Source organism: Pseudomonas sp. FSL R10-0056 (assembly GCF_009600105.1).
Lineage (GTDB): Bacteria > Pseudomonadota > Gammaproteobacteria > Pseudomonadales > Pseudomonadaceae > Aquipseudomonas > Aquipseudomonas bubulae.
Genome location: NZ_WIWL01000216.1, coordinates 1 through 24,474, shown reverse-complemented (window position 1 = coordinate 24,474; position 24,474 = coordinate 1). Strand labels below are relative to the sequence as shown.

Here is a 24,474-nt window from a genome sequence, read left to right as displayed (position 1 = left end):
GTCGCCGACCCCGACCACCCGCGCTGGCTGGGTGCCTTGCTGGCGCTGGCCTACCCCGATCGGGTCGCCCAACAGCGTAAACCCGGTGGGGCGGAATATCGTCTGGCCAATGGCCGTGCGGCGTTGTTCAGCGAAGTGGATGGCCTGATGAAACAACCCTGGCTGGTCATCGCCGATTTGGGCAGCCGTCAGGGGCAGCGCGAAGAGCGCATTTATCTGGCGGCCGAGTTTGATCCTGCCTTGCTCGAGGGTGTCTTGAGCGAGCAGGTCAGCGTTGTTGATCAACTGGACTGGGATGAGCGCGAGGGCGTGCTGCGTGCCGAGCGCCAGCGCAAGGTCGGCGAGCTGGTCCTCAGTCGCGAGCCATTGACCGGGCTCGACGAAGCGGCCCGTACGCAAGCGCTGATCAATCTGGTGCGACGCAAGGGCCTGGAGCTGTTGCCGTGGACGCCCGAGCTGCGCCAGTGGCAGGCGCGGGTAGCGTTGTTGCGTCAACTGGACCTGCAGATCCAGGGGCACAGTGAATGGCCCGACGTCAGCGATGCCGCCTTGCTGGCCGGGCTTGAAGACTGGTTGGGGCCGTATCTGGGGCGTGTGTCGCGGCTCAGTCACTTTGCCAGCCTCGACCTGTCGAGCATTGTGCATAACATGCTCAAATGGCCGATGCCCCAGCGCCTGGACGAACTGGCGCCCCACCATATCAAGGTGCCTTCAGGGTCTTCGGTGCGGCTGGACTACAGCGAACACCCGCCGATTCTGGCGGTGCGCCTGCAAGAGTTGTTTGGGCTGGCGGACACCCCGCGTATTGCGGGCGGGCGCCAGGTGGTCAAGTTGCACCTGCTTTCTCCGGCAAGGCGTCCGGTGCAAGTAACCCAGGATCTGGCCAACTTCTGGCGAAGTACCTATGCCGAAGTGAAAAAAGATTTGAAGGGGCGCTACCCCAAGCATTACTGGCCCGATGATCCGCTGGTGGCCGAAGCCACGGCGCGGATCAAGCCGCGTAAGGTGTAGCGACCGGGCGTACGCATCGCGAGCAAGCCCGCTCCCACAAAAATTGCGCAGTTCTTGTGGGAGCGGGCTTGCTCGCGATGGCATCAACGCGGTGAGTAGAGCTTCACGACCCGATATAGCTGGTCTTGACCACGGTGTAGAATTCTTGCGCATAGCGGCCCTGCTCGCGCGAGCCATAGGACGAGCCTTTGCGCCCGCCAAACGGCACGTGGTAATCCACCCCCGCCGTGGGCAGGTTGACCATCACCATCCCTGCCTGGGAATGACGCTTGAAGTGATTGGCATATTTGAGCGAGGTCGTGGCAATACCCGCCGACAAGCCAAACTCGGTGTCATTGGCCATCGCCAGGGCGGCTTCGTAGTCTGCAACCTTGATGATATTGGCTACCGGGCCGAACACTTCTTCGCGGCTGATGCGCATGTCGGCCGTGCTGTCGGCAAACAGGGCCGGGGCCAGGAAATAACCCTCGGTATCGCAGGTCACCAGGCTGCCTCCGGCAACCAGGCGGGCGCCTTCGTTGCGGGCGATGTCGATGTAACCCAAATCCTGGTCGAGCTGCGCTCGGGACACCACCGGGCCGATATCAATCCCGGCCTGCAAGGCATGCCCGACCTTGATCGAACGCATGCGCTCGGCCATCGCCTCGACGAATTTGTCGTGGATGCCCGCGGTAACAATCAGGCGGCTGGAGGCGGTGCAACGCTGGCCGGTGGAGTAAAACGCACTCTGCACCGCCAGTTCGACAGCTTGCTTGAGGTCGGCATCGTCGAGGATGACCTGTGGGTTTTTACCGCCCATTTCCAGCTGCACCTTGGCCTGGCGCGACACACAGCTGATGGCGATCTGGCGACCGACGCTCACCGAGCCGGTAAAGCTTATACCGTCCACTTTCGGGCTGTTGACGATAGCGTCGCCGACCACGCGGCCGCTGCCCATCACCAGGTTGAACACGCCTGCCGGGAAGCCTGCGCGAGCAATGATCTCGGCCAGTGCCCAGGCGCAACCCGGTACCAGATCGGCCGGCTTGAACACTACACAGTTGCCATAGGCCAGGGCCGGGGCGATCTTCCAGGCGGGGATGGCGATGGGGAAGTTCCATGGCGTGATCAGGCCAACCACGCCCAGGGCTTCACGGGTGACCTCCACATGCACCCCCGGGCGTACCGAGGGCAGGTAATCGCCCGACAGGCGCAGGCATTCACCGGCGAAAAACTTGAAGATATTGCCGGCACGGCTCACTTCACCGATGGCTTCGGGCAGGGTCTTGCCTTCTTCGCGAGCCAGCAGGGTGCCCAGTTCTTGCTTGCGGGCGAGGATTTCGCTGCCGACCTTGTCCAGCGCATCGCTGCGCGCCTGGATGCCGGAGGTCGACCAGGCAGGGAACGCAGCCCGTGCCGCATCAATGGCAGTCTGGACCTGGGCGACGTCAGCCTTGGCATATTCGCCAATCACATCGCTCAGGTCGGAGGGGTTGATATTGGTGCTGTATTCAGTGGCTGTTACCCACTCGCCACCGATGTAATTGTCGAAACGCTTTGAACCAGTCATCAAATTTCTCCACACGTGGACAGGCATCGATTTCCTGTAGTTATACGTCATCGTACGACTTCAGGCAAAAACAATCGGCGCGGCGAAACTGAGCGAGGGAGGGAACCGTCTGATTGGGTTTCAACTGTGGGAGCGAGCCTGCTCGCGAAGACTGTATTCGCGAGCAGGCTCGCTCCCACAGGGTCAGTCTGCAGGCAGCAGCAATCGGGCCAGCACCGGCAGGTGGTCGGAGATGGTCTGGGTGTCTTCCTGGCGCACATAGCCTTCGATGCGCTGCAGCTTGGGGCTGTGGAAGAGGTAGTCGAGCGTACGGTCGGGCTCGTCCGCGTCGGGGAGATTGGGAAAGTGGGTCAGCCACAGTTCGCGGTCGATGCCGGTAGCTTCAGGGTTGCTGGGGATCATCGGGTACTTTTCCCAGAGCAGGTGCAACTCGCTGTCTTGCGAGTAGCCCTGGCGCAATGGCTCGGGCAGGCGCAAGTACTGGCCGATGGGCAGCAGGTTGAAGTCCCCGCCGATCAACCACGGCGTGCCCTGGCCTTCCAGCTTGTCGGCCAGTTCGGCGACAGTCTGCATTTGCAGGCGCAGGTTGCTGTTGTTGGCGGAGGGCGCATCCAGTTGTGTATTGATTGCTGCCAGTTGCCCGCCATCATTGAGCGGCAGGTAGTTGACCAGCAGCGCGGGCCTGGGCTGGAACTGACGGCTGAGAAAGTTGGTATCGGCCAGGGGCAATTGCAGACGTTCTGCGTGTTCGATCTGGAAGCGGCTGAGGGTGACCAGAGAGCGTCCGACACTGCCGAAAATATGCCAGTCGGGCACAAAGTCGGCCTTCCAGGTAAAGGCCTGGGTGCTGCAGGGGTAGAGGTCGATCAGGCGTTCTTGCAGCAGGGCCAGCTGGTTCTGGTAATCGCTGGCCTTGGCGTTGTCATCGACTTCCTGCAACAGCACGAGATCCGGGCGTTCGTCACGTATGACCCGCGCTACCTCATCAAGGCTGAAGGCCATGTCTTCCCGGGTGGGGCGGGTGTCAGGGCCGCTGCCGTCAGCCAGGTTGTACCAGAACACATAGCGCTTGCCGGCCAGGTACTGGATGTTCCACGTCATTACCTTGAGCGCCTGGCCTGGTACCAGCACCGGGGCGGTGCCGGGGCACGTCAGGGGCAGCACCTCGCGGGCACCGGGCCGCCATGTAACGCTATAAACCAGACATGCCAGCAGCGCTGAGATCAGCAGCAAACCTGATGCGGTGCGGCGTAATAAACGTGACATGAGCTCGACTTAATAACGTTACAGGGAAGGCTCGAACATACCCGACGGCAGTGCGGCCTTCCAAGGTTCTTTGTGTAGGAAATTTCTGTTTTTATAGTTCTGACTTTTCGCTGATCAACATAAATAAACGAAACAGTACGACGGAAACAAACAACTGCAAGAAGCTGTTGGCGCTATCGAGTGCCAGCGATAGCAGTGTGTTGTCGTCTTTGGAAAACAGGGTGTAACTGAATTCCTTGAGCAACATCAGAGGGCCCAGTACGGCCAGTATGCAAACGAAAATCCGCCAGAAATGCCCGCGGGTCAGGGTGAAGCTCGACTTCATGGCCGCCAGCGGAGCATCACCACGCAATACCAGTCGGTACTCGGAGAAGGCCAGTACCACGGTGAGGAAAATGCCCGGAATAAAAAACATCGACAGCCCCAGCACGATCAGCAGCGTGCTGATTGCCGAGAGCAGGGCGAATTTGGGCCAAAGATTAACCGCCGAGGCCAGCAGGTCGCGGTTGCGCGGGCTTTCGCCCTGGCTGCGGGCATCGAGAAACAGGATCAGGGCGGCGGTGTACAGAGGGTACAGCAGCAGTCCGACAACCAGGCCATAACCGGGCGATGCATCCGGGCCTGCGGCGTTGTCGACAATGTGCTGCAGCACAGCTTCAAGGATGACCAGCGGCAGGCACAGCGTTACGATCTGGCTCAGATTGCGCTGGAAGAAGTACAGGGAGTCGCGAAGAACAGTCAGCGGATTCATTGGCAGTTGTCAGCAGTCAAGAGCGGTGCGTCACTTTAACCGATGAGACGCCAAGATGAACAAAAGTTCACGCAGGCCTGATGCTGTTGAAACGGGTTGTAGTGCCCCAATAACGCGTTTGAGCTTCTGCGTAATGCAAGGGGCAGGTTTCTATCTGCAATCGAAAGAGGTTGTCATGAACAGCGAAGAGCAAAGCCTGATTGACGGGTTGTTTACACGGTTGCAGCAGGCCGAGGCAGGATCAGCCCCGCGCGATGCCCAGGCCCAGGCGCGGATCAATGAACATCTGGCGCGTCAGCCTGCGGCAACGTACTACATGGCTCAGGCGCTGCTGGTGCAAGAGGCTGCGCTCAAGCAACTCGACCAGCAGAACAAGCAATTGCAGGCAGAACTGGCTCAGGCGAAGGCTGCTGCGGCACCTGCGCCATCTGGGGGGAGCTTTCTGTCGGGACTTTTTGGCGGTGGCGATCGGGTATCGGCTCCCACGCCCGGCCCAACGTCGGGCACCGGGGGCTGGCGTGATGGCCCGGCAGCGGCTCCTGTCGTGGCCCCTCAGCCAGCAGCAGCGGCGCCGGCCCCAGCATTGGGCAGCGGCTTTTTGGGCGGAGCCCTGAAAACGGCAGCGGGTGTGGCGGGCGGCGTGATGCTGGCGCAAGGCATCAGTAGCCTGTTCCACCACAATCAGCAGCCGCAGATTGTCGAGGAGATCATCGAACAACCAGGTTCTGTCAGCGACGCTGGCTGGGGCAGCGGCAACCAGCAATACGCCAATAGCGGCTCGGGAATTGAAGACGTCGGCCTGGACGATGACGGCTTCTTTTCTGACGACGACTCCTACGTTTGACTTCATCGCCCGGTGCCTTATTGCACGCCGGGCGGTTTATCCGCGCAAACCCCCGGCAGGCTGGCATACTGCAGCCTTGTTTTTCAGTCGCGTGCCCGCTGCCCGGGCGCCATGAGGTTTGCCGGTGAAAAAAATTGCGGTCTTCGCGGATGTGCAGAACCTTTATTACACGGTTCGCCAGGCCTATGGCTGCCATTTCAATTACGCCGCCCTGTGGGCTGATATCAGCAAGCGCGGTGAAATTGTCGAAGCCTATGCCTATGCGATTGACCGGGGTGACAGCAAGCAGCAGCAGTTTCAGCAGATCCTGCGCAACCTCGGTTTTATCGTAAAACTCAAACCCTATATCCAGCGCAGCGATGGCTCGGCCAAGGGCGACTGGGATGTGGGCATTACCATCGATATCATGGACTCGGCAGCCAATGTCGACGAAGTGGTACTGGCCTCGGGTGACGGTGATTTCGACCTGCTCCTGGAGCGTATTGCCAGCAAGCATGGGGTTGAAACCGTGGCCTACGGTGTGCCCGGTCTGACGGCCAATTCATTGATTCGCGCTGCCAGCCGCTATGTGCCGATTGAAGGCAATTTGCTGCTTAAGTAACCCTTATTTTTTACAGGATTGACCAGGTTTGGAACGCATCGCGGTAATTGACTTTGAGACCACCGGCATCTCCCCGAGCAGCACCTGCCGGGCCACTGAAATTGCCGTGGTGATTCTTGAGCGCGGTCGCATTGTCGAGCGTTATCAAAGCCTGATGAATGCCGGTGTGCGGGTGCCTGGGTTTATCGAGCAGTTGACCGGCATCAGCAACGCCATGTTGCGCACCGCGCCGTCGGCTGAGCAGGTGATGAACGAGGTCAACGAGTTCGTCGGCATTACCCCGTTGCTGGCGCACAATGCTGCGTTTGACCAAAAATTCTGGGATTTTGAAATGGGCCGCATCAAGCGCACCCGTTTACAGAACTTCGCCTGTTCATTGTTGCTGGCGCGTCGCCTGATGCCTGCGGCGCCTAACCACAAGCTTGGCACGCTGACCACCTTTGCCGACTTGCCCCACACCGGCAAAGCTCACCGGGCCATGGCCGATGCGGAAATGGCGGCCAACTTGACGGCTCACCTGGCTGAGCAACTGCGCCAGAAGCACGGGTTACGTGAATTGAACCACGACCTGTTGTGCAGCTTGCAGAAAGTCCCGGCGGCGAAGATCAATGAGCATCTCAAGCGGTATCGCGGGTTTTAAAAGCGACCCTCTCCCTTTGGGAGAGGGCTATTTGATCTCCATCGAAAAGTGTACGGCCCCTTTTGGTGCGTTCTGTTACTTATTATTTCCCGGCGCCCTGTCTAAACTCTCCAGTCCCCTGCCTCTGCCCTTGAGCTGCCTTCATGCCTGCCGCACGTCGTTTTCCGCTACAACTGATCGGTGCTTTTTTTGCCTTGTACATCATTTGGGGCTCGACTTATCTGGCTATCCGCATCGGTATTGAGTCCTGGCCCCCGTTGATGATGGCTGGCGTGCGCTTCCTGATTGCGGGCAGCCTGATGTATGGCTTTATGCGCTGGCGCGGTGCCCCCGCACCCACTGCCGTGCAATGGCGTTCGGCAGCCATGATCGGCTTTCTGTTGCTGGCGTGCGGCAACGGCGGTGTGACCCTGGCCGAACACTCGGGCGTAGCTTCCGGCGTCGCCGCCCTGGCCGTAGCCACCGTGCCCCTGTTCACCCTGCTGTTTGGTTACTTCTGGGGCAACCGCAACACCCGCCTGGAATGGGCCGGGATTGTCCTGGGGCTGATCGGCATCGGCATGCTCAACCTGGGCTCCAACCTGCAGGCCAGTCCAATGGGCGCGGCAATGGTGATCTTTGCCGCCGCGGCCTGGGCCTTTGGTTCGGTGTGGAGCCGCCACTTGCCACTGCCAGCAGGGCCAATGGCCAGCGCTGCGGAAATGCTCACCGCCGGTGCCGTATTGCTGGCGGGCAGTCTGCTCAGTGGCGAGCGCATGACTCAAATGCCCACCGCTGCAGGCTGGGGTGCGCTGCTGTATCTGGTGTTCTTCGGCTCGATCATCGCCTTCAGCGCCTATATGTACCTGCTTAAGAATGTGCGGCCGGCGGCGGCCACCAGCTATGCCTACGTCAATCCGGCGGTGGCGGTCATGCTGGGGATTGCCTTTGCCGGCGAGAGCATCGGTTTTGAGGAGTGCCTGGCCATGGCGGTCATCATCAGTGCGGTGGTGTTGATCGGTTTGCCACAGTGGCGCAAGCAGAAACCGGCCTGAATTAGGGTAAACTGCGCGCCATTGCAACTTATGCACCCACGCGCTGACCTTTTTCGACGGTATCCCCATGACATTCGCCACCCTTGGCCTGATCGAACCCCTGCTGCGCGCCCTTGAGACGCTCGGCTACAAGACCCCAACCCCGGTTCAGGCCCAAGCGATTCCCGCAGTACTGGCTGGTCGCGACCTGATGGCTGCGGCCCAGACCGGTACCGGCAAAACTGGCGGTTTCGCTTTACCGTTGCTGCAGTCGCTGACCATGGAAGGCCCGAAAGTGGCCAGCAACTCGGTGCGTGCACTGGTGCTGGTGCCGACCCGCGAACTGGCCGAACAGGTTCACGAAAGCATTCGCCAGTACGCCGAACACCTGCCGTTGAGCACCTACGCGGTGTACGGCGGTGTCAGCATCAACCCGCAAATGATGAAAATGCGCAAAGGCGTTGATGTACTGGTGGCCACACCGGGCCGTCTGCTGGACCTCTATCGCCAGAAAGCGATCAAGTTCAACCAGCTGCAAACCCTGATCCTCGACGAAGCTGACCGCATGCTCGACCTGGGCTTCTCCGAAGAGCTGCGTGATATCTACCGCGCCTTGCCGAAAAAGCGTCAGACCCTGCTGTTCTCGGCGACCTTTTCTGACGCGATCCGCCTGTTGGCCGAGCAGATGCTCGACAACCCGCTGAGCATCGAAGTCAGCCCGCGCAACGTGGCGGCCAGCAGCGTCAAGCAGTGGGTCATCCCGGTCGACAAAAAGCGCAAGGCCGAGCTGTTTTTGCACTTGTTGCGCACCCAGCACTGGAAGCAGGTCCTGGTGTTCGCCAAGACCCGCAACGGTGTCGATGAATTGGTAGGCAAGCTGCAAGGTCTGGGGATCAACGCTGACGGTATTCATGGCGACAAGCCACAGGCCACGCGCCAACGGGCGCTGGACCGCTTCAAGGCCAGCGAAGTGCAGATTCTTGTGGCTACCGATGTGGCTGCCCGTGGCCTGGACATCGAAGACCTGCCGCTGGTGGTCAACTTCGACCTGCCCATCGTGGCCGAAGACTACATCCATCGCATTGGCCGTACCGGTCGTGCCGGTCAGAAAGGCGAGGCCATTTCCCTGGTCTGTGCTGATGAAGTAAACATGCTGTCGGCGATCGAGATGTTGACCCGTCAGACGTTGCCACGCCACGAAGAGCAGGATTTCGAGCCTGAGCACCGAGTGCCTGAAACTGATGCTTCGGGGCAGGTGATCAAAAAGCCGAAGAAGCCGAAAAAACCGAAAACCTCGGGCGGTGGCGGCAAGCGCAATCTGGGCAAATGGGTGGATAGCGGCGAAGCAGCACCTGCCGAGCCATCGGTAAAGCCGGTGCGCAAAGTGCCTGTATTCAACACCGGCCCGCGCAAGCGCAAGCCGTAAGCCCGGTCGAGGCTAAAAACTCCAACTGTGGGAGCGAGCCTGCTCGCGAACGGCCTTCGCGAGCAGGCTCGCTCCCACAGGGACGGTCAACGTTTAGCCTTCAACCAGCTTAATACCCCTAACCCTGCGGCACGACCACTGGCAAAACAGCCCGTGAGCAAGTAGCCGCCGGTGGGTGCTTCCCAATCCAGCATCTCGCCTGCACAAAACACGCCGGGTAATTGCCTGAGCATCAGATTTTCATCCACAGCCTCGAACCGCACGCCACCGGCGCTGCTGATGGCTTCGTCCAAGGGGCGGGCTTTTATCAGCTTCAACGGTAGCGCCTTGATGGCCTGAGCCAGTTGCGCCGGGTCATTGAAGCATTCTGCAGGCGCCAGCTCGCGCAACAGCGCCGCTTTTACCCCATCAATCCCCAGCTGGCTGTGCAAATGCTTGCTCATCGAGCGTGAGCCGCGGGGTTTGGCCAAGGCTACCTGGATTTTATCCACAGGCTTGCCCGGCAGCAGGTCGATCAGGATCGTCGCTTCACCCTGTTGATTGATCGCTTCACGAATCGGCGCCGACCAGGCGTAAATCAAGCTGCCTTCAATGCCTGTGGCGGTAATCACGCATTCGCCCAGGCGCGGCGTGCTGTGTTCCAGGGCAATGGCGATGTTTTTCAGCGGGGCGCCGGCGAACTTGCTGCGCAGCACCTCGCTCCAGCCCGCCACATCAAACCCGCAATTGCTCGGCTGCAAGGGGGCCAGGTCAACGCCGCGCTCAGCCAGCAAGGGCAACCAGGCACCGTCCGAGCCCAGTCGCGCCCAACTGCCACCGCCCAGGGCCAGTAGCACCGCGTCGGGGTTGAGCTGCTTTTGGCCTTCGGGACTGTCCACCAGCAACTGGCCATCGGCCTGCCAACCCAGCCAGCGGTGGCGGGTGTGGATAACTACACCGGACTCGCGCAGGCGCTTGAGCCATGCGCGCAGCAGCGGCGCGGCTTTCATATCGGTGGGGAACACCCGGCCGGAACTGCCGACAAAGGTTTCGATCCCCAACTCATGAATCCACTGGCACAACGCATCGGCATCGAAGGCGCGCAGCAACGGTGCCATCTGCGGTGCGCGTTCGGCGTAGCGCGACAGGAAAGCCGGGTAGGCTTCGGAATGGGTGATATTCATGCCGCCGACCCCGGCCAGCAGAAACTTGCGGCCCACCGACGGCATGCCATCGTAGAGATCGACCTTCACCCCAGCCTGACTCAACACTTCGGCGGCCATCAAACCGGCGGGGCCACCGCCAATAATGGCGACGTGACGGGAAGGGAGTGTGGAGGGTTCAGTCATGGCAGGGCTGCAAATCGGCGAAATAGGCCGGGCATTCTACCTGACTGGGCGGAGCAGATCCCCTGTAGCAGCAGCCTTCGTCCCTCGGCAGCTGCTACAGAGATAGCGATGGCTGTACGAAAAACATACAGCCCTCTGGAGGCCATGTTCTCTGTGCCCTGCAGGCGCTTTCACTCAGGTTATCCACAGGCAGTTCCACAGGCATTGTGGGTAAAATCACACCTCAGTGACAACCTGATGACAGCCAGACCTTCTGTGCACTGTGATGCAATATCCCGTGGCGGCGCGCCAGGGCCTTGCGATCCTTGCTGTATCCGCCGCCAATCACCCCGACCACCGGTATGTCGCGACCCAGGCAGTGGCGCATCACGCTCTCGTCACGGGCCGCCACACCTTCATCGGTGAGCTTCAAATAGCCCAGGGCGTCGTCTTTATGCACATCGACCCCGGCGTCATACAGCACCAGATCCGGTTGATACAACGGCAGCAGGTAATTGAGCGCCTCGTCCACCACTTGCAAATATTCAGCATCGCCCATACCCATAGGCAGGCCGATGTCCCAGTCGCTTTGCGCCTTGCGTGCCGGAAAGTTTTTTTCGCAGTGCAGGGAAACGGTAATGGCATCCGGCGTATGTTCAAGAATTCGCGCAGTACCGTCGCCCTGATGCACATCGCAGTCAAAAATCAGTACGCGGTTTACCCGGCCGCTTTCCAGCATATAGCGGCTGATGATCGCCAGATCGTTGAAGATGCAAAAACCCGCCGGGTGATCGTAGTGCGCGTGATGAGTGCCGCCCGCCAGATGGCAGGCCAGGCCGTGCTCAAGCGCCTGCTCGGCGGCCAGCAGAGATCCGCCCACGGCGCGAACGGTACGTCGCGCCAGTGCCTCGCTCCAGGGCAGGCCCAGGCGGCGTTGATCTTCGCGGGCCAGCTCGCCTGCCATATAGCGCTCGATATAGCTGCGGTCATGGGCCAGGGCGAGGATATCCACAGGGCATAATTCGGGACGCAGCAGCTCTGCATCAAGGGTCAGCCCGGAGTCGACCAGGTGATCGCGTAACAGGCGGAACTTATCCATAGGAAAACGATGCTCCGCTGGGAACTGCGGGCTGTAGTCATCGTGGTAAATCAGCGGCACTGGCATAGGGATTTTCGCGTCGTAACGAGCGCTGGATATTACCAGCGCTGTACACTCTCATCATATGTAAAGCCCGGTAACAAATCGGAGAGGACGGATGGAGCAGATCAAAGAGCTCGAAAGTGCCCGTTTGCACTTGCGCCCCTGGCGTGACACAGACTTGCCCGAGTTCGCTGCCATGTGCGCCGACCCTCAGGTGATGCGCTATTTTCCGGCGCCCCTGAGCCGCCTTGAAAGCGCCGCGCTGATTGGCCGGGTTCGTGGTCACTTTGCCGAATATGGCTACGGGGTATGGGCATTGGAGCGCAAGGACACCGGTGCCTTTATCGGCTTTACCGGGCTGATGAATGTGTCGTTCGAGGCGCCGTTTACCCCTGCCGTAGAAATCGCCTGGCGTCTGGCTCCCGAACACTGGGGCCTGGGTTACGCCAGTGAGGCGGCCTGGGCCGTGTTGCGCTGCGCCTTTGATCGCCTGGCCCTGGACCAGGTGGTGTCGTTTACCAGCGAGCTGAACCTGCCCTCGCAAAAAGTCATGCAGGCGATTGGCATGCAGCACGATGTCGACGGTGATTTTGAACACCCCTTGCTGCCCGCAGGCGACCCGCTCAGACCCCATGTGCTGTACCGGATCACGCGGGCACAGTGGCTGGAAACCCTGCACGGCTAGGCGGTGTGTTTAGCGGCGCAAGCCGAAAATTTTGACCTGCGTAACGAAGATTACGACGGTAATGCTCTGTGTGAGGAGAATCTGAATGAGCCAAGTGTTGGATGATCTGGTCAATTTGCTGACCCTGGAACCGATCGAAGAGAACCTCTTTCGCGGCAGCAGTCAGGACTTGGGCTTTCGCCAGTTGTTCGGTGGTCAGGTGCTCGGTCAATCGCTGTCGGCCATGAGCCAGACGGTTGAAGACGCCCGCCATGTGCATTCCATGCACGGCTATTTCCTGCGCCCTGGTGATGCCGGTTTGCCCGTGGTGTATCAGGTTGATCGCGTGCGGGACGGCGGCAGCTTCAGCACGCGCCGGGTGACCGCGATCCAGAAGGGCCAGCCGATTTTTACCAGCAGCGCCTCGTTTCAGTACGACGAAGGCGGTTTTGAACATCAGACGACTATGCCTGACGTTGTGGGCCCTGAGAATCTGCCCTCGGAACTGGACATGATGCGCCTGCGTGCGCACCTGATCCCCGAGTCGATGCGGGAAAAACTGCTGTGCGCCAAGCCTATCGAGTTCCGCCCGGTGGTAGGAGAAGACCCGTTCAACCCCAAGGTTACTGATCCGATCAAGTACGTGTGGTTTCGCGCCGACGGCACCTTGCCCGATACCCCGGCGCTGCATAAGTACCTGCTGGCCTACGCCTCGGACTTCGGCTTGTTGACCACGTCCTTGCTGCCCCATGGCAAAGGGGTATGGCAAAACGATATGCAGGTCGCCAGCCTTGATCACGCACTGTGGTTCCATGCCGACCTGCGTGCCGATGACTGGTTGCTCTACGCCATGGACAGTCCATGGGCGGGCAATTCCCGTGGATTCTCCCGTGGCAGTGTCTACAACCGCGCTGGCCAACTGGTGGCTTCGGTCACGCAGGAAGGGTTGATCCGCCATCGCAAGGACTGGGCATGACACTCAAGGACGTCAAACACTGGGTTTTCGACATGGACGGCACCCTGACTGTTGCCGTGCATGACTTTGCCCTGATCCGCCGTGAGCTGGAGATCCCGGCGGATGCCGATATCCTCACTCATCTCAACGGCCTGCCCACCGAGGTGGCGGCGGCCAAACACGCCTGGCTGCTGGAGCATGAACGCGAGCTGGCACAGGCCTCCACCGCCGCGCCGGGCGCGGTTGAGCTGGTGCGCGACCTGGCGGCTCGTGGCTGTCGTCTGGGGATACTGACCCGAAATGCCCAGGAGCTGGCGCATATCACCCTCAAGGCCATTGGCCTGGGCGAATGCTTTGCGCCCGAGGATGTACTGGGCCGGGACAACGCGGCGCACAAACCCGACCCGGACGGCCTGCTGCAACTGGCGCGGGCATGGGATGTAGCAGCGGCGAACATGGTAATGGTGGGGGATTACTACTTTGACCTGGCGTGTGGTCGCGCGGCAGGCAGCAAAACCGTACTGGTCAATGTTCCTGAAAACCCGTGGCCGGAACTGACCGACTGGCATGCCAAAGACTGCTACGCGCTGCGCCGGTTGCTCGGTTAACGAAATACGCGTAGCAGCTGCCGAAGGAACGAGGCTGCGTTCGACGGCGAAGCCGTCGTAAATCCAGGCAGCGCGGTGAGTCAGTTAAACCGTGCACTCAGACTTCACGATCGCTTTGCAATCGAACGCAGCCTCGTTCCTTCGGCAGCTGCTACAAAGGGTGCTCTTACTCGCCAAACAACGCCTTCTGACCTTCAGGCGAGGTAAACATCTGATCGCCGTTGTGCCCCACCCCGGGCACTTCAATCAACCGTTGATTGAGCCCTTGTGGATGGCGCTGGGTCAAATACTCAAAGTAGTTCTTGTCCCTTACCAGCCTGAACGCCCCCTGGGCCTCGGCTTCGCAGCCTTTATCAAGCGCCGGGTGGTTGGGGTCGATGTCCTTGGCGCCTAGCAGATAGGTAATGTCGCGCTCTATATAGGCCTGTTCCAACTGTCGGTGTTTTTGCCCATCTGCGTAGGCTGGCAGATCCTTGAGCCCGTATTTCCAGGTATTGAAGCCCGGGCAGTTTGCAGCATCAAAGGTCGGAATCGGTCGCTGTGCATTGAAGTAGGCATAAGAAGACGGGTTGGCCACTACATAGCGCACCTTGATCCCGTCTGCCTGCAAGGCCTTGTCGGCCTGGGTGGTCAGGGCATAGCGCTGCACCACTTGAGCACCCCCGGAGTGCCCGGCAATCACCACCTCGCGCAAGGCCGGGAAGCGCTTGCGGTCATCAAGACGCTCAAGGATCTGATCCAGTGCCGCGTAGGAACTCAGTGCCTGTGGGCTCACAGCAGGGTCACCGGCCATCCAGTCATTGGCATGCCAGCGCAGCACATTGTCGGGCAAGGTATGGCGCGAGCCATCGCTTTCATTGAGAAACTGCGGTGCAATGACCAGGGTTGTGGACAGCTGCCCGGCCTGCGTCGCGGCTTGCTCGGCGCTGTGTAAATACGTCTGGGCGTTGCGCAGACGACCATGAATCACGATCAGTGCGCGTTGCACCTGAGGCAGTGGCTGTTTCCAGTCCTGACTCACCCCGACACTCAACTCGCCGGGGCCGATCTTGAGATGTTCGGGGCTGAGTTCTTTAACTCCGTGCTCGGCTGCTTGAACCACAGAGCAGGCCAGCATCAGGCCTATTAATGAAGCGATAGAGCGTATTCCCATTTAAAGCCTCGCTGCCGAGAAGGTATCGCACTGGTTGATATTGCCTTGGGCAAAACCGGTCTTGAACCACTTCACCCGTTGTGCCGATGTGCCGTGGGTAAAAGAGTCCGGCATCACACGGCCCTGGCTTTGCTGCTGCAAGCGATCATCGCCAATGGCATTGGCGGCGTTCAAGGCCGATTCTATATCGCCTGCTTCCAGCCAATTGTGACGTTTTTGCGCAAGGTTGGCCCACACCCCGGCCAGACAGTCGGCCTGCAATTCCTGGCGCACCAGCAAGCCACCATCGCCTTCCATACGTTTGCCTTGTTGACGGGCCATCTGCATTTTCGACGACACGCCCAGCAAGGTCTGCACATGATGGCCAACTTCGTGAGCGATCACATAAGCCTGGGCAAAATCGCCAGCAGCCTTGAAGCGTTGGGCCATTTCCTGGAAGAAACTCATATCCAGATAGACCTTCTGGTCGGCCGGGCAATAAAACGGCCCGCTGGCAGCTGTTGCAAAGCCGCAGGCCGAATTGATCTGGCCGCGAAACAGCACCAGGGTCGGGTCTTTATAGCTGCGTCCGGCTTGCTGAAACACTTGGCGCCAGGTGTCCTCTGTGTCACCCAGAATCGCCCGTACAAAATCGGCCTGCTCGTCATTGGCCGCCGGTGCGCGACCGGCTGGCTGGCTGACCTGAGGCGAAGACTGTTCGGTGAGCTGGCCGCTTAACTGTCCGAGGATCTGCATGGGGTCCTGCCCGGTCAACAAACCGATGCCAACAATCACCACCACGGCTATCAAACTCAGACCTTTGCCGCCGCCAAACCGCATCCCGCCACCACCACCGGTGCCTTGATCGCGTACGTCTTCGACATTATCGCTACGTCGACCTTTTTTCCAAAGCATGGGGGAGTCCTCTGATAAATCGTGTGTTCAAGTGTTGTTGCTGAGTCGGGACAATGCCAGCCCGGCTGTCAGACGTTTCTTGGGTGGGGGGCGAGTATGGCATTGCGCTAAAAAGACCTGAACGCCTTAATACAGTTCCGGGCATCGGGCTGAAGTGGTTGAATACGCCACGCCAATCCCCGCCCCGGAGTTGTTAGCCCTGTGAATATCGATACCCGTATCAAGTACCGCCACCTCGTATGCTTTTTGGAGATGGCGCGCCAGGGCAGCCTGGCGCGGGCGGCGGATGTGCTGGCGGTAAGCCAGCCAGCGATGTCAAAAACCCTCAAGGAGCTTGAGGAGTTACTGACGGTCAGCCTGTTTGTACGCAGTAAAAGCGGGGTCACCCTGACCGAGGCCGGGGTGGCCTTTCTGCGTTATGCGACACCTTCGGTGCAGGCCTTGCGGGAAGGTGTGAATGCTCTGCGGGGTGGCGAATACGTGGGCGGTACGGTGCGTCTGGGGGTGTTGTCGACGGTAGAAAGCCTGCTGATACCCGAGTTGGTGCAGCGCCTGCACGCCAGGCATTCGTCGCTGGTGGTGAGCGTCGTGACCGGGCCCAGCGCCTATCTGTTATCGCAGTTACGGGTAGGCGATGTCGATTTGGTAGTGGGGCGCATGACCGATAGCCCGGAAATTCAGGGTATGAATTTTGAGCATCTCTACAGCGAATCCATGACCCTGGTGGTGCGCGCAGATCACCCCTTGATCCGGGGACCGCTGGACCGCAGCCAGCTGGAAAATTACCCGCTGGTTTTGCCATTGGCCAACACCACCATTCGCACCTTTGCCGACAGCCTGTTTGTGCAGTGCGGCATCAGCCAGTCCCGCCAGCGCCTGGAAACCCTGTCGATCACCCTCAGCCGGCGTTATGTGCTGCGCAACGATGCGGTGTGGATCGCCCCGCTGGATGCCGTGCGCCTGGACCTGGCCAGTGGCGAGCTGCAAGAAATCGACCTGGGCCAGCGTGAGCCGGGCGGTTCGATCGGTATTTGCAGCAACGCCCATGTGCCGATGTCGGTGGCAGCGCAAGGGTGTGTCGAGGTTTTGCGTGAATTGGGCCAAGCTTACGGCGAAGGCATTTATCCATAACCATTTGGTTATGGATAGGCCTGGCCTTTTCAATAGTCGTTACGCCCCTGTTGGTTAAAACTGGCGCCCAGCCTTTATAAAAACAACAGGAGATCGACATGTCTGATGCAGACAGCCGGCGCTTTATCATCCGTGACCGCAACTGGCACCCCAAAGCTCTGACCCCTGACTACAAGACTTCCATTGCCCGTTCCCCGCGTCAGGCGCTGGTGAGCATCCCGCAATCGGTGAGTGAGACCAGCGGGCCTGACTTTTCCCACCTTAAGTTCGGCAAGTTCGACAACGACTTGCTGCTGAATTTCAATAATGGCGGTTTGCCGATAGGCGAGCGGATCATCCTGGCAGGTCGCGTGCGCGATCAATATGGCAAGCCGATTCCTCATACCTTGGTGGAAATCTGGCAGGCCAACGCTGGCGGTCGGTATCGTCACAAGAACGACCGCTACCTGGCGCCGCTGGACCCAAACTTCGGCGGCGTGGGCCGCACCTTGACCGACAGTGAAGGTTATTACAGCTTTCGCACTGTCAAGCCAGGGCCTTACCCGTGGCGTAACGGGCCTAATGACTGGCGCCCGGCGCATATCCACGTTTCCATCAGTGGCCCCTCGATTGCCACGCGCCTGATTACCCAGCTGTACTTCGAAGGTGATCCGATGATCCCCATGTGCCCGATCGTCAAATCGATTACCAACGCCGATGCCGTGCAGAGCCTGATTGCCCGGTTGGACATGGGCGCGGCCAATCCGATGGATTGTCTGGCCTATCGTTTTGACATTGTGCTGCGCGGTCAGCGCCAGACTCACTTCGAAAACTGCTGAGGAGCCCCGTCATGCCTATCGAACTGCTACCGGAAACCCCATCGCAAACTGCTGGCCCCTACGTGCATATCGGCCTGGCGCTGGCTGCGGCCGGCAACCCGTCGCGTCCAGAGGAAATCTGGAGCGAAATGGCCAGACCCGATGCTGCGGGCGAGCATATTGTGCTGTTTGGCAACGTTTATGACGGTAATGGCCACCTGGTGCGCGACTCTTTTCTGGAGCTTTGGCAAGCCGACCATAAAGGGGTCTATGACGAAAACTTCGACTCGGAAAAAGCTTTCAACAGCTTTGGTCGCACCGCCACCACCTTCGATGCGGGTGAGTGGGCACTCAATACCATCAAGCCGGGCGTGGTGAACAACGCAGCTGGCGTGCCGATGGCGCCGCATATCAACGTGTCGCTGTTTGCCCGGGGTATCAACATCCATTTGCAGACGCGGCTGTACTTTAGCGATGAGCCAGAAGCCAATGCCAAGTGCCCGGTGCTTAACCTGATCGAACAGCCGCAACGGCGTGAAACCCTGATCGCCCAGCGTTGCGAAGTAAATGGCAAAACGGCCTATCGGTTTGACATCCGCATTCAGGGCGAAGGCGAGACGGTGTTCTTCGACTTTTAAAAGGATATGAGGCAAATGCAAAATCTGTAGCAGCTGCCTCGTTCCTTCGGCAGCTGCTACGGGAATTATGTGCGGCTGCGCCGCTGCTGCCACGCCGCCGCCAACCCGCTGGCACAGATAATCGCAATACCGACCCGGCTGGCCAGGTCAGGGGTGTGGTCAAATAGTAACCAGCCCAATATCCCCGAGAATACGATCTGGCAGTAACTGAATGGCGCCAGCAATGCCGGTGCAGCAACGCGAAACGATTGGGTCAGCAGCAAGTGCGCAGTCATGCCCAGGCTGCCCAAAGCCAGCATTTGCAGGCCGTGGGTCAGGGTTGGCGTTTGCCAGAAAAAAGGCACCAGCGCACTCATCACCAGCACATTGAACAGCCCGGCAAAAAAGTTGCTGGTGGTAGGGCTGTCGTACGCGCTGAGTTTGCGCGTGAGGATTTGATAGCAGCTAAAGCACAACGCCGCCGCCATCGGCAGTAACACCGCTGGGGTAAACAGTTCGCCACCCGGGTGGATGATGATGACCACGCCGATAAAGCCGCACACCACCGCCAACCATTGCCCCCGCGTGACCGTCTCGCCCAGCAGCGGCCCGGACAAGGCCGCCACCAGCAGCGGTGCCAGAAAGTTGACCGCGGTATTTTCAGCCAGCGGGATAAACAGCAAGCCATAGGTGAAGAACAGGCCCGAACCCAGCAGGCAGATAGCCCGCAACACCTGAAGCAAAGGCCGTTTGCTGCGCAGTACACGCAACCCCGACTGCGGCAGAAAGATCCCTGCCATCAATACGGTATGCACCAGGTAACGTGCCCACACCACCATCACCACCGGGTAAAAACCACTGAGGTACTTGGACAGCGCATCATGGCTGGAGAACAGCGCTGTGGCCGTCACAATCAGCAAGATGCCCTTCAAGGGTTGGTTCACCCCCGAAAGGGGTGTGGGTAATGTCATCGAATACCTCGGTGTTCTATGCGCTAAACCTGCGGGATTTTTCGCGGTGCCATGAAGTACATCCACACTAACGCAATGAAGTACATCGCTGGAATCATGGTGAACAGCAAGGTGTAATTATTGTTGGTGACCGTCAGCACATAGCCCACGAACTGGGTCATAAACATCCCGCCGATCGCAGCGCACATGCCGCCAAAGCCGAACACGGTGCCCATCATATGTTTGGGCGTGTAGTCCATCACCATGCTCCACACGTTGGCCGTCCAGGCCTGGTGCGCACCCAGGGCCAGGGCAATGGCGCCCACGGCGACCCACAGCTGGCTGGAGCCTGCGGCCATGACCACGCCGATGATGCTGATGGCACACAACAGCATCGACACCAGGCGCGCCTTGACTGCCGCCATGCCGCGTTTGATCAGAACCGATGACAGGATCCCGCCGCCCACACTGCCGAAATCGGCAGTGATGTAGATGATGATCAGCGGGATGCCCATTTGCGTCACGCTGATGCCCAGGTTGTATTGCTGGTTCAGGAACGGCGGCAGCCAGTACAGGTAGAACCAGAACACCGGTGCCGTCATGGCGTAGGACAAGGCGAATGCCCATGTGCCGCGCATCTTGAGGATGGTGCCGAACGAGACGGTGGTTTGCTCAGGCTCTTTCTCTTGTTGGATGTAGTCCAGCTCGGCCTTGGTGACGGTCGGGTGCTCTTCCGGGTTGTAGTACTTCAAACCCCAGAAGATCAGCCAGATACCCCCCAAGGCTGCCATGCACAAAAAGGCCGCCTGCCAGCCCCACACATGCAGTACCAGCGGCAACATCATCGGCGTGAACATGGCGCCTACGTTGGTGCCGGCGTTGAAGATGCCGCTGGCCACGGCGCGCTCGCTGGCCGGGAACCACAGGCGCGTGGTTTTTACGCAGGCCGGGTAATTGGCGGCTTCAGTGATGCCGAGGATAAAGCGGCAGATCATAAAGCCCACCGCCGAAGTGGCCAGGCCATGGGCGCCGGTGGCCAGGCTCCACAGCAACACGGCGCAGAAGAACACGCGCTTGACCCCGACACGGTCGATCAGTCGGCCTTGCAGCACGAAGCCGATGGCGTAGCCCACCTGAAACCAGAAGTTGATGTTGGCGTAATCCATCGCCGTCCAGCTCATCTCCTTGGCCAGGATCGGTTGCATTACGCCCAGGGCAGCACGGTCGATAAAGTTGAGGGTGGTGGCGAAAAACACCAGTGCGAGCATGCCCCAACGGGTTTTGCCAGTCGCCAGGGTGCCGCGAATCTTGTCACCGATTCCTGCGTTTGGAGCATGGGCAGAAGTGGTGCGTGCAGTCGGAGAAGGGACCATGGATGTTTACCCGTTTCTTGGAATTTTTATGTGGTGTTGCACAACAAGTGACGCAGGGAGTACGGGCTTGATGGTGGCGAGTGGACAAAAAGTCGTCAATTCAAGATAGGCCATATTGTTCGATAATCGCACGCAAAACTAACCGGTTGGTACAGATTGGTTGCTCAATAATAGGGCGCCCTTAATAATCAAGCCATTAAGAAATGCCGTCGCCTGCAGGCTGCGCCAATCCTGGGAGTTATAAATGAAGCGTTCGATCGCCACGGTTTCCTTGAGCGGCACCCTGCCGGAAAAGCTCGATGCCATTGCGGCGGCAGGTTTTGACGGGGTCGAAATTTTTGAAAACGACCTGCTGTATTATGACGGCAGCCCCCGAGAGGTGCGTCAGATATGTACCGATCTGGGGTTGGAAATAAGCCTGTTTCAGCCGTTTCGTGATTTTGAAGGCTGCCGCCGCGATCGTTTGGCCCGCAACCTCGACCGCGCCGAACGCAAGTTTGACCTGATGCAGGAGCTGGGCACCGATCTGGTGCTGGTGTGCAGCAATGCCGCAACGGATTCGGTGGGTGACCGGCAGATTCTGCTCGATGACCTGAGCCTGCTCGCCGAGCGCGCCGGGGCGCGCAATCTGCGTATTGGTTACGAAGCCCTGGCCTGGGGCCGTCATGTCAACACCTGGCAACAGGTCTGGGACCTGGTGCGCGAGGTCGATCACCCCAACCTCGGCGTATTGCTCGACAGCTTCCACACCCTGTCCCTCAAGGGTGACCCGAGTGGCATTGCGCAGATTCCCGGTGACAAAATCTTCTTTGTACAGATGGCAGACGCCCCGATTCTGGCGATGGATGTGCTGGAGTGGAGCCGTCACTTCCGCTGTTTCCCGGGGCAGGGCGAGTTCGATCTGCCAGGCTTCCTGGCACCGATCATACAAAGTGGCTACACCGGGCCGCTGTCGCTGGAGATCTTCAACGACGGTTTTCGCGCCGCTCCGCCCCGCGCCAATGCGGCCGATGGCTTGCGTTCGTTGCTGTATCTGGAAGAGAAAACCCGCGAGCGGCTTGCCCTGCAAAATGCCCCGGTCGCTACCTTGGAGCCATTGTTCGCCCCGCCCGCTGCCAGCCCGTACGACGGCATCGAGTTTCTCGAATTTGCCGTGGATGAAAGCCAGGGCGCGCAACTGACCCACTGGCTCGAGCGACTGGGTTTCAGCAAGGCCGGGCAGCACCGCTCAAAAAATGTGAGCTTGCTGCGCCAGGGTGATATCAACCTGATCCTCAACGCCGAACCCTATTCTTTTGCCCATAACTTTTTTGAGGCCCACGGTCCATCTTTATGTGCCACTGCCATTCGGATGCAAGACAGTGCCAGCGCACTGGCCCGTGCCGTGGCCTACAAGGGGCAGCCTTATCGCGGGCTGGTCGGCCCTAACGAACTGGAGCTGGCGGCAGTGCGTGCGCCCGATGGCAGCCTGATTTATCTGGTGGACAAAGACGCTACCGGCAAGCCGTTGTATGAATCTGACTTCAACCTCACGTCAGCCCCATCACCCCAGGGCGGCCTTAAACGCATCGATCATATGGCGATGGCATTACCCGCCGACAGCCTCGACAGCTGGGTACTGTTCTATAAGAGCCTGCTGGATTTCGAAGCCGATGACGAAGTGGTGCTCCCCGACCCCTATGGTCTGGTAAAGAGCCGCGCGCTGCGTAGTCGTTGCAGCTCGATTCGCTTGCCGCTGAATATCTCCGAGAACAGAAACACCGCCATCTCACATGCTCTGTCGAGTTATCGCGGCTCGGGTGTGCACCATATCGCCTTTGAGTGTGACGACCTGTTCGCCGAAGTCAGCCGCGCCAAAGCCGCAGGCGTGCCGCTGCTGGATATCCCGCTCAATTATTACGACGACCTGGCTGCACGCTTCGATTTCAATGACGAATTCCTGAGCAAACTGGCCTATTTCAACGTGCTGTATGACCGCGATGCCCAGGGTGGCGAGCTGTTTCATGTGTACACCGAGGCGTTTGAAGGGCGGTTTTTCTTCGAGCTGCTGCAACGCAAAAATGGCTATGCCGGGTATGGCGCGGCGAACGTTGCGGTGCGCCTGGCGGCGATGGCCAAGTCACGCAGTGGTGCGGTGCGTCAGGCAAAGTTGTAGGGCGACTTCCTTCATGGGGCGGGGCGCCCCATAATCCCGGGCACTCCAACCTGGCCGTGAGCCTTAAATGACCAATACTCCAGAAGTCGATACCGGCGCCACGGCACCGGTAGTCGAACCGCGTAAAAGCCGTAAGAACAACCCTGAAAAGACCCGGGAAAATATCCTGCAAGAAGCCATTGTCGAGTTCGTCGAACAAGGCCTGGCGGGGGCGCGGGTGGATGCGATTGCCGAGCGCACTAAAACCTCCAAGCGCATGATCTATTACTACTTCACCAGCAAGGAGCAACTCTACGTCGAGGTGCTGGAGAAGTTGTACGGCGAAATCCGCAGCATCGAAAGCTGCTTGAATCTGGATCAGCTTGAGCCGGTTCTGGCGATTCAACGACTGGTGGAATTCACCTTCGACCACCACGACATGAATGCGGATTTTGTACGTATCGTCAGCATCGAAAATATCCACAAGGGCGAGTACATCAAGCGCTCCGAAGGCATCAAGGCCATGAACGACACGATCGTGCAGGCACTTGAAAACATCCTGCAGCGCGGGGTTGAACAACGGGTGTTCCGTGCCGGGCTCAACCCGCTGGATGTGCATTTGCTGGTCAGCTCATTCTGTTTTTACCGGGTATCGAATCGCTACACCCTGGGTGAAATTTTCCAGGTCGACTTCTCTGATCTGCAGGTCAAGCAGCGTCAGCGCGACATGATGTGTGATGCCGTATTGCGCTATTTGCAGGCGTGAACAGGCGGCACACTTTGTACTAATGAAACACAATACCAATTGAAAATCATTCTCGACAAAAAGTAAGATAGCGGCCCCTTTCCTTCATGCTCAGGGAGTCGGTTTGTTGGATACGGATCTCAAGGGCTTGTTCCTCAAGCATGCCAGTACCCTGCGCGGGTATCTGGCGCGCAAGGTACGAGACCCACAGCTGGCCGCGGACCTGGTGCAGGAAAGTTTTCTGCGCATGGCCGAGCGTGGCCGCAAAGAGCACATCGACAACTCCCCCGGTTACCTCTATCGCATTGCTGGCAACCTGCTGGTCGATCATATCCGTCAGGAAACCCGGCGCAAGACCGATACGGTCCCCCATGAAGCACTGGCCGAAATCGAAGACGAAATGGCAGGGCTGGAGGCCCAGGCGATGGCTGAACAACAGCGCATGGCTCTAAAGCAGGCATTGTCCGAGTTGCCCGAAAGGACTCAGGAAATCTTCCGTCTCAACCGCATCGAGGGCATGACCCACGCCCAGGTTGCCCGCCATCTTGAAATTTCCGACAGCTCAGTGCAGAAGCATCTGTCGAAAGCCTTGGCTTACGTCATGCAGCGTCTACAAGAGCCCGAGAAATAACTTTCAAATATGTGGATGAACGGCTTACTGAGTTTTAGCCGGCGAGACGTCACTGCTTATATATAACGAGAAATAGAGATTCACACCTGATGAGCCAAGGCCCCGAACAGCAGAGCATTACTGAAGCGGCCGCCGAGTGGGCGGTGCGTCTGCACGCGGGTGCGTTGAGCGAGGAGGCGCAGGCGCAACTGGAGCAGTGGCTGGCGGCCGATAAGCGCCATCCAGAGGCCTTGCGCTTTGCCGAGCAGACCTGGGCAGCGCTGGGGGATTTGG

25 protein-coding genes are annotated in these 24,474 nt (G+C 59.3%); 16 read left to right on the top strand and 9 right to left on the bottom strand.

What is annotated here, in order from left to right; translation table 11 throughout:
- On the top strand, positions 1-1,011 hold a 1,011-nt coding region (locus GHO42_RS21475), incomplete at its 5' end, for an ATP-dependent helicase C-terminal domain-containing protein (RefSeq protein ID WP_306108757.1).
- A gap of 103 nt (positions 1,012-1,114) precedes the next feature.
- Here GHO42_RS21475 and GHO42_RS21470 read toward each other — a convergent pair.
- From GHO42_RS21470 to GHO42_RS21460, 3 genes are all read right to left on the bottom strand, one after another.
- On the bottom strand, positions 1,115-2,560 hold the full coding sequence (locus tag GHO42_RS21470) for an aldehyde dehydrogenase family protein (RefSeq protein WP_095018411.1): 1,446 nt from the start codon (positions 2,558-2,560) through the stop codon (positions 1,115-1,117).
- Between the two features lie 183 nt (positions 2,561-2,743).
- Positions 2,744-3,826 carry an endonuclease/exonuclease/phosphatase family protein gene (locus GHO42_RS21465; protein ID WP_095018410.1) on the bottom strand — a complete coding sequence of 361 codons (1,083 nt, stop codon included), beginning with the start codon at positions 3,824-3,826 and terminating at the stop codon, positions 2,744-2,746.
- A gap of 91 nt (positions 3,827-3,917) precedes the next feature.
- On the bottom strand, positions 3,918-4,577 hold the full coding sequence (locus GHO42_RS21460; protein ID WP_094999402.1) for a YciC family protein: 660 nt from the start codon (positions 4,575-4,577) through the stop codon (positions 3,918-3,920).
- A gap of 175 nt (positions 4,578-4,752) precedes the next feature.
- Between GHO42_RS21460 and GHO42_RS21455 the strand changes: the two genes are divergently transcribed.
- The 5 genes from GHO42_RS21455 (at position 4,753) to GHO42_RS21435 (ending at position 9,101) form a co-directional block, all read left to right on the top strand.
- On the top strand, positions 4,753-5,421 hold the full coding sequence (locus GHO42_RS21455) for a DUF2076 domain-containing protein (protein WP_094999401.1): 669 nt from the start codon (positions 4,753-4,755) through the stop codon (positions 5,419-5,421).
- 124 nt (positions 5,422-5,545) lie between these two features.
- A complete protein-coding gene (locus tag GHO42_RS21450; protein WP_094999400.1) occupies positions 5,546-6,022 on the top strand; it encodes an NYN domain-containing protein in 477 nt (158 codons plus the stop codon).
- A gap of 28 nt (positions 6,023-6,050) precedes the next feature.
- Complete coding sequence (locus GHO42_RS21445; protein WP_095018408.1) at positions 6,051-6,662, top strand: PolC-type DNA polymerase III; 612 nt, start codon at positions 6,051-6,053, stop codon at positions 6,660-6,662.
- A 143-nt stretch (positions 6,663-6,805) separates the two neighbouring features.
- On the top strand, positions 6,806-7,696 hold the full coding sequence (gene yedA / locus GHO42_RS21440; protein WP_094999398.1) for a drug/metabolite exporter YedA: 891 nt from the start codon (positions 6,806-6,808) through the stop codon (positions 7,694-7,696).
- Between the two features lie 67 nt (positions 7,697-7,763).
- Positions 7,764-9,101 (top strand): DEAD/DEAH box helicase, encoded by a 1,338-nt coding sequence (locus GHO42_RS21435; protein ID WP_094999397.1) that lies wholly within the window; start codon positions 7,764-7,766, stop codon positions 9,099-9,101.
- An 86-nt stretch (positions 9,102-9,187) separates the two neighbouring features.
- Here the strand turns inward: GHO42_RS21435 and GHO42_RS21430 are convergent, their stop codons facing one another.
- Together GHO42_RS21430 and GHO42_RS21425 are read right to left on the bottom strand one after the other, a co-directional pair.
- Complete coding sequence (locus GHO42_RS21430; RefSeq protein WP_153328497.1) at positions 9,188-10,429, bottom strand: TIGR03862 family flavoprotein; 1,242 nt, start codon at positions 10,427-10,429, stop codon at positions 9,188-9,190.
- 223 nt (positions 10,430-10,652) lie between these two features.
- The gene (locus GHO42_RS21425; protein ID WP_095018406.1) at positions 10,653-11,573 is read right to left on the bottom strand and encodes a histone deacetylase; all 921 of its coding nucleotides are present in this window, start codon (positions 11,571-11,573) and stop codon (positions 10,653-10,655) included.
- A 91-nt stretch (positions 11,574-11,664) separates the two neighbouring features.
- Between GHO42_RS21425 and GHO42_RS21420 the strand changes: the two genes are divergently transcribed.
- The 3 genes from GHO42_RS21420 (at position 11,665) to GHO42_RS21410 (ending at position 13,776) form a co-directional block, all read left to right on the top strand.
- Complete coding sequence (locus GHO42_RS21420; protein ID WP_095018405.1) at positions 11,665-12,234, top strand: GNAT family N-acetyltransferase; 570 nt, start codon at positions 11,665-11,667, stop codon at positions 12,232-12,234.
- An 85-nt stretch (positions 12,235-12,319) separates the two neighbouring features.
- Positions 12,320-13,189, top strand: coding sequence for an acyl-CoA thioesterase II (gene tesB, locus GHO42_RS21415; RefSeq protein ID WP_094999393.1), 870 nt, complete (start codon positions 12,320-12,322; stop codon positions 13,187-13,189).
- A complete protein-coding gene (locus tag GHO42_RS21410; RefSeq protein ID WP_095018403.1) occupies positions 13,186-13,776 on the top strand; it encodes an HAD family hydrolase in 591 nt (196 codons plus the stop codon). The genes tesB and GHO42_RS21410 overlap by 4 nt, the downstream gene beginning before the upstream one ends.
- Positions 13,777-13,942: 166 nt before the next feature.
- Here the strand turns inward: GHO42_RS21410 and GHO42_RS21405 are convergent, their stop codons facing one another.
- Complete coding sequence (locus GHO42_RS21405) at positions 13,943-14,929, bottom strand: alpha/beta fold hydrolase (RefSeq protein WP_153328495.1); 987 nt, start codon at positions 14,927-14,929, stop codon at positions 13,943-13,945.
- Complete coding sequence (locus GHO42_RS21400) at positions 14,930-15,823, bottom strand: neutral zinc metallopeptidase (RefSeq protein WP_153328493.1); 894 nt, start codon at positions 15,821-15,823, stop codon at positions 14,930-14,932.
- Between the two features lie 201 nt (positions 15,824-16,024).
- On the opposite strand from GHO42_RS21400, the gene pcaQ reads away from it, so the two are divergent.
- The 3 genes from pcaQ to pcaG all read left to right on the top strand — a co-directional run bounded on the left by pcaQ (position 16,025) and on the right by pcaG (position 18,389).
- Positions 16,025-16,954 (top strand): pca operon transcription factor PcaQ, encoded by a 930-nt coding sequence (pcaQ, locus tag GHO42_RS21395; protein WP_094999389.1) that lies wholly within the window; start codon positions 16,025-16,027, stop codon positions 16,952-16,954.
- Between the two features lie 98 nt (positions 16,955-17,052).
- Entirely contained in the window at positions 17,053-17,772 is a 720-nt protein-coding gene (gene pcaH / locus GHO42_RS21390) for a protocatechuate 3,4-dioxygenase subunit beta (RefSeq protein ID WP_016779340.1), read from the top strand.
- Between the two features lie 11 nt (positions 17,773-17,783).
- Entirely contained in the window at positions 17,784-18,389 is a 606-nt protein-coding gene (gene pcaG / locus GHO42_RS21385) for a protocatechuate 3,4-dioxygenase subunit alpha (RefSeq protein WP_133143795.1), read from the top strand.
- Between the two features lie 65 nt (positions 18,390-18,454).
- Here pcaG and GHO42_RS21380 read toward each other — a convergent pair whose 3' ends face one another.
- Both GHO42_RS21380 and GHO42_RS21375 read right to left on the bottom strand, forming a co-directional pair.
- Positions 18,455-19,339, bottom strand: coding sequence for a DMT family transporter (locus GHO42_RS21380; protein ID WP_094999386.1), 885 nt, complete (start codon positions 19,337-19,339; stop codon positions 18,455-18,457).
- Positions 19,340-19,362: 23 nt separating this feature from the next.
- Positions 19,363-20,691, bottom strand: a complete 1,329-nt coding sequence (locus GHO42_RS21375; protein WP_094999385.1) for an MFS transporter — start codon at positions 20,689-20,691, stop codon at positions 19,363-19,365.
- 244 nt (positions 20,692-20,935) lie between these two features.
- Between GHO42_RS21375 and quiC the strand changes: the two genes are divergently transcribed.
- The 4 genes from quiC to GHO42_RS21355 form a co-directional block, all read left to right on the top strand.
- Positions 20,936-22,846 carry a 3-dehydroshikimate dehydratase QuiC gene (gene quiC / locus GHO42_RS21370; RefSeq protein ID WP_153328491.1) on the top strand — a complete coding sequence of 637 codons (1,911 nt, stop codon included), beginning with the start codon at positions 20,936-20,938 and terminating at the stop codon, positions 22,844-22,846.
- A gap of 67 nt (positions 22,847-22,913) precedes the next feature.
- A complete protein-coding gene (locus tag GHO42_RS21365) occupies positions 22,914-23,591 on the top strand; it encodes a TetR/AcrR family transcriptional regulator (RefSeq protein WP_095021298.1) in 678 nt (225 codons plus the stop codon).
- Between the two features lie 103 nt (positions 23,592-23,694).
- Positions 23,695-24,201, top strand: a complete 507-nt coding sequence (locus GHO42_RS21360) for an RNA polymerase sigma factor (RefSeq protein WP_095039261.1) — start codon at positions 23,695-23,697, stop codon at positions 24,199-24,201.
- Between the two features lie 86 nt (positions 24,202-24,287).
- A partial coding sequence (locus tag GHO42_RS21355) for a DUF4880 domain-containing protein (protein WP_178114940.1) occupies positions 24,288-24,474 on the top strand: 187 nt, incomplete at its 3' end.

Excerpts from the sequence above, each read along its gene's own strand:
- GHO42_RS21470 (WP_095018411.1), bottom strand. The coding sequence starts at position 2,560 with ATGACTGGTTCAAAGCGTTTCGACAATTACATCGGTGGCGAGTGGGTA.
- GHO42_RS21465 (WP_095018410.1), bottom strand. The coding sequence starts at position 3,826 with ATGTCACGTTTATTACGCCGCACCGCATCAGGTTTGCTGCTGATCTCA.
- GHO42_RS21460 (WP_094999402.1), bottom strand. The coding sequence starts at position 4,577 with ATGAATCCGCTGACTGTTCTTCGCGACTCCCTGTACTTCTTCCAGCGC.
- GHO42_RS21455 (WP_094999401.1), top strand. The coding sequence starts at position 4,753 with ATGAACAGCGAAGAGCAAAGCCTGATTGACGGGTTGTTTACACGGTTG.
- yedA (WP_094999398.1), top strand. The coding sequence starts at position 6,806 with ATGCCTGCCGCACGTCGTTTTCCGCTACAACTGATCGGTGCTTTTTTT.
- GHO42_RS21435 (WP_094999397.1), top strand. The coding sequence starts at position 7,764 with ATGACATTCGCCACCCTTGGCCTGATCGAACCCCTGCTGCGCGCCCTT.
- GHO42_RS21430 (WP_153328497.1), bottom strand. The coding sequence starts at position 10,429 with ATGACTGAACCCTCCACACTCCCTTCCCGTCACGTCGCCATTATTGGC.
- GHO42_RS21425 (WP_095018406.1), bottom strand. The coding sequence starts at position 11,573 with ATGCCAGTGCCGCTGATTTACCACGATGACTACAGCCCGCAGTTCCCA.
- GHO42_RS21420 (WP_095018405.1), top strand. The coding sequence starts at position 11,665 with ATGGAGCAGATCAAAGAGCTCGAAAGTGCCCGTTTGCACTTGCGCCCC.
- tesB (WP_094999393.1), top strand. The coding sequence starts at position 12,320 with ATGAGCCAAGTGTTGGATGATCTGGTCAATTTGCTGACCCTGGAACCG.
- GHO42_RS21410 (WP_095018403.1), top strand. The coding sequence starts at position 13,186 with ATGACACTCAAGGACGTCAAACACTGGGTTTTCGACATGGACGGCACC.
- GHO42_RS21405 (WP_153328495.1), bottom strand. The coding sequence starts at position 14,929 with ATGGGAATACGCTCTATCGCTTCATTAATAGGCCTGATGCTGGCCTGC.
- GHO42_RS21400 (WP_153328493.1), bottom strand. The coding sequence starts at position 15,823 with ATGCTTTGGAAAAAAGGTCGACGTAGCGATAATGTCGAAGACGTACGC.
- pcaH (WP_016779340.1), top strand. The coding sequence starts at position 17,053 with ATGTCTGATGCAGACAGCCGGCGCTTTATCATCCGTGACCGCAACTGG.
- pcaG (WP_133143795.1), top strand. The coding sequence starts at position 17,784 with ATGCCTATCGAACTGCTACCGGAAACCCCATCGCAAACTGCTGGCCCC.
- GHO42_RS21380 (WP_094999386.1), bottom strand. The coding sequence starts at position 19,339 with ATGACATTACCCACACCCCTTTCGGGGGTGAACCAACCCTTGAAGGGC.
- GHO42_RS21375 (WP_094999385.1), bottom strand. The coding sequence starts at position 20,691 with ATGGTCCCTTCTCCGACTGCACGCACCACTTCTGCCCATGCTCCAAAC.
- quiC (WP_153328491.1), top strand. The coding sequence starts at position 20,936 with ATGAAGCGTTCGATCGCCACGGTTTCCTTGAGCGGCACCCTGCCGGAA.
- GHO42_RS21365 (WP_095021298.1), top strand. The coding sequence starts at position 22,914 with ATGACCAATACTCCAGAAGTCGATACCGGCGCCACGGCACCGGTAGTC.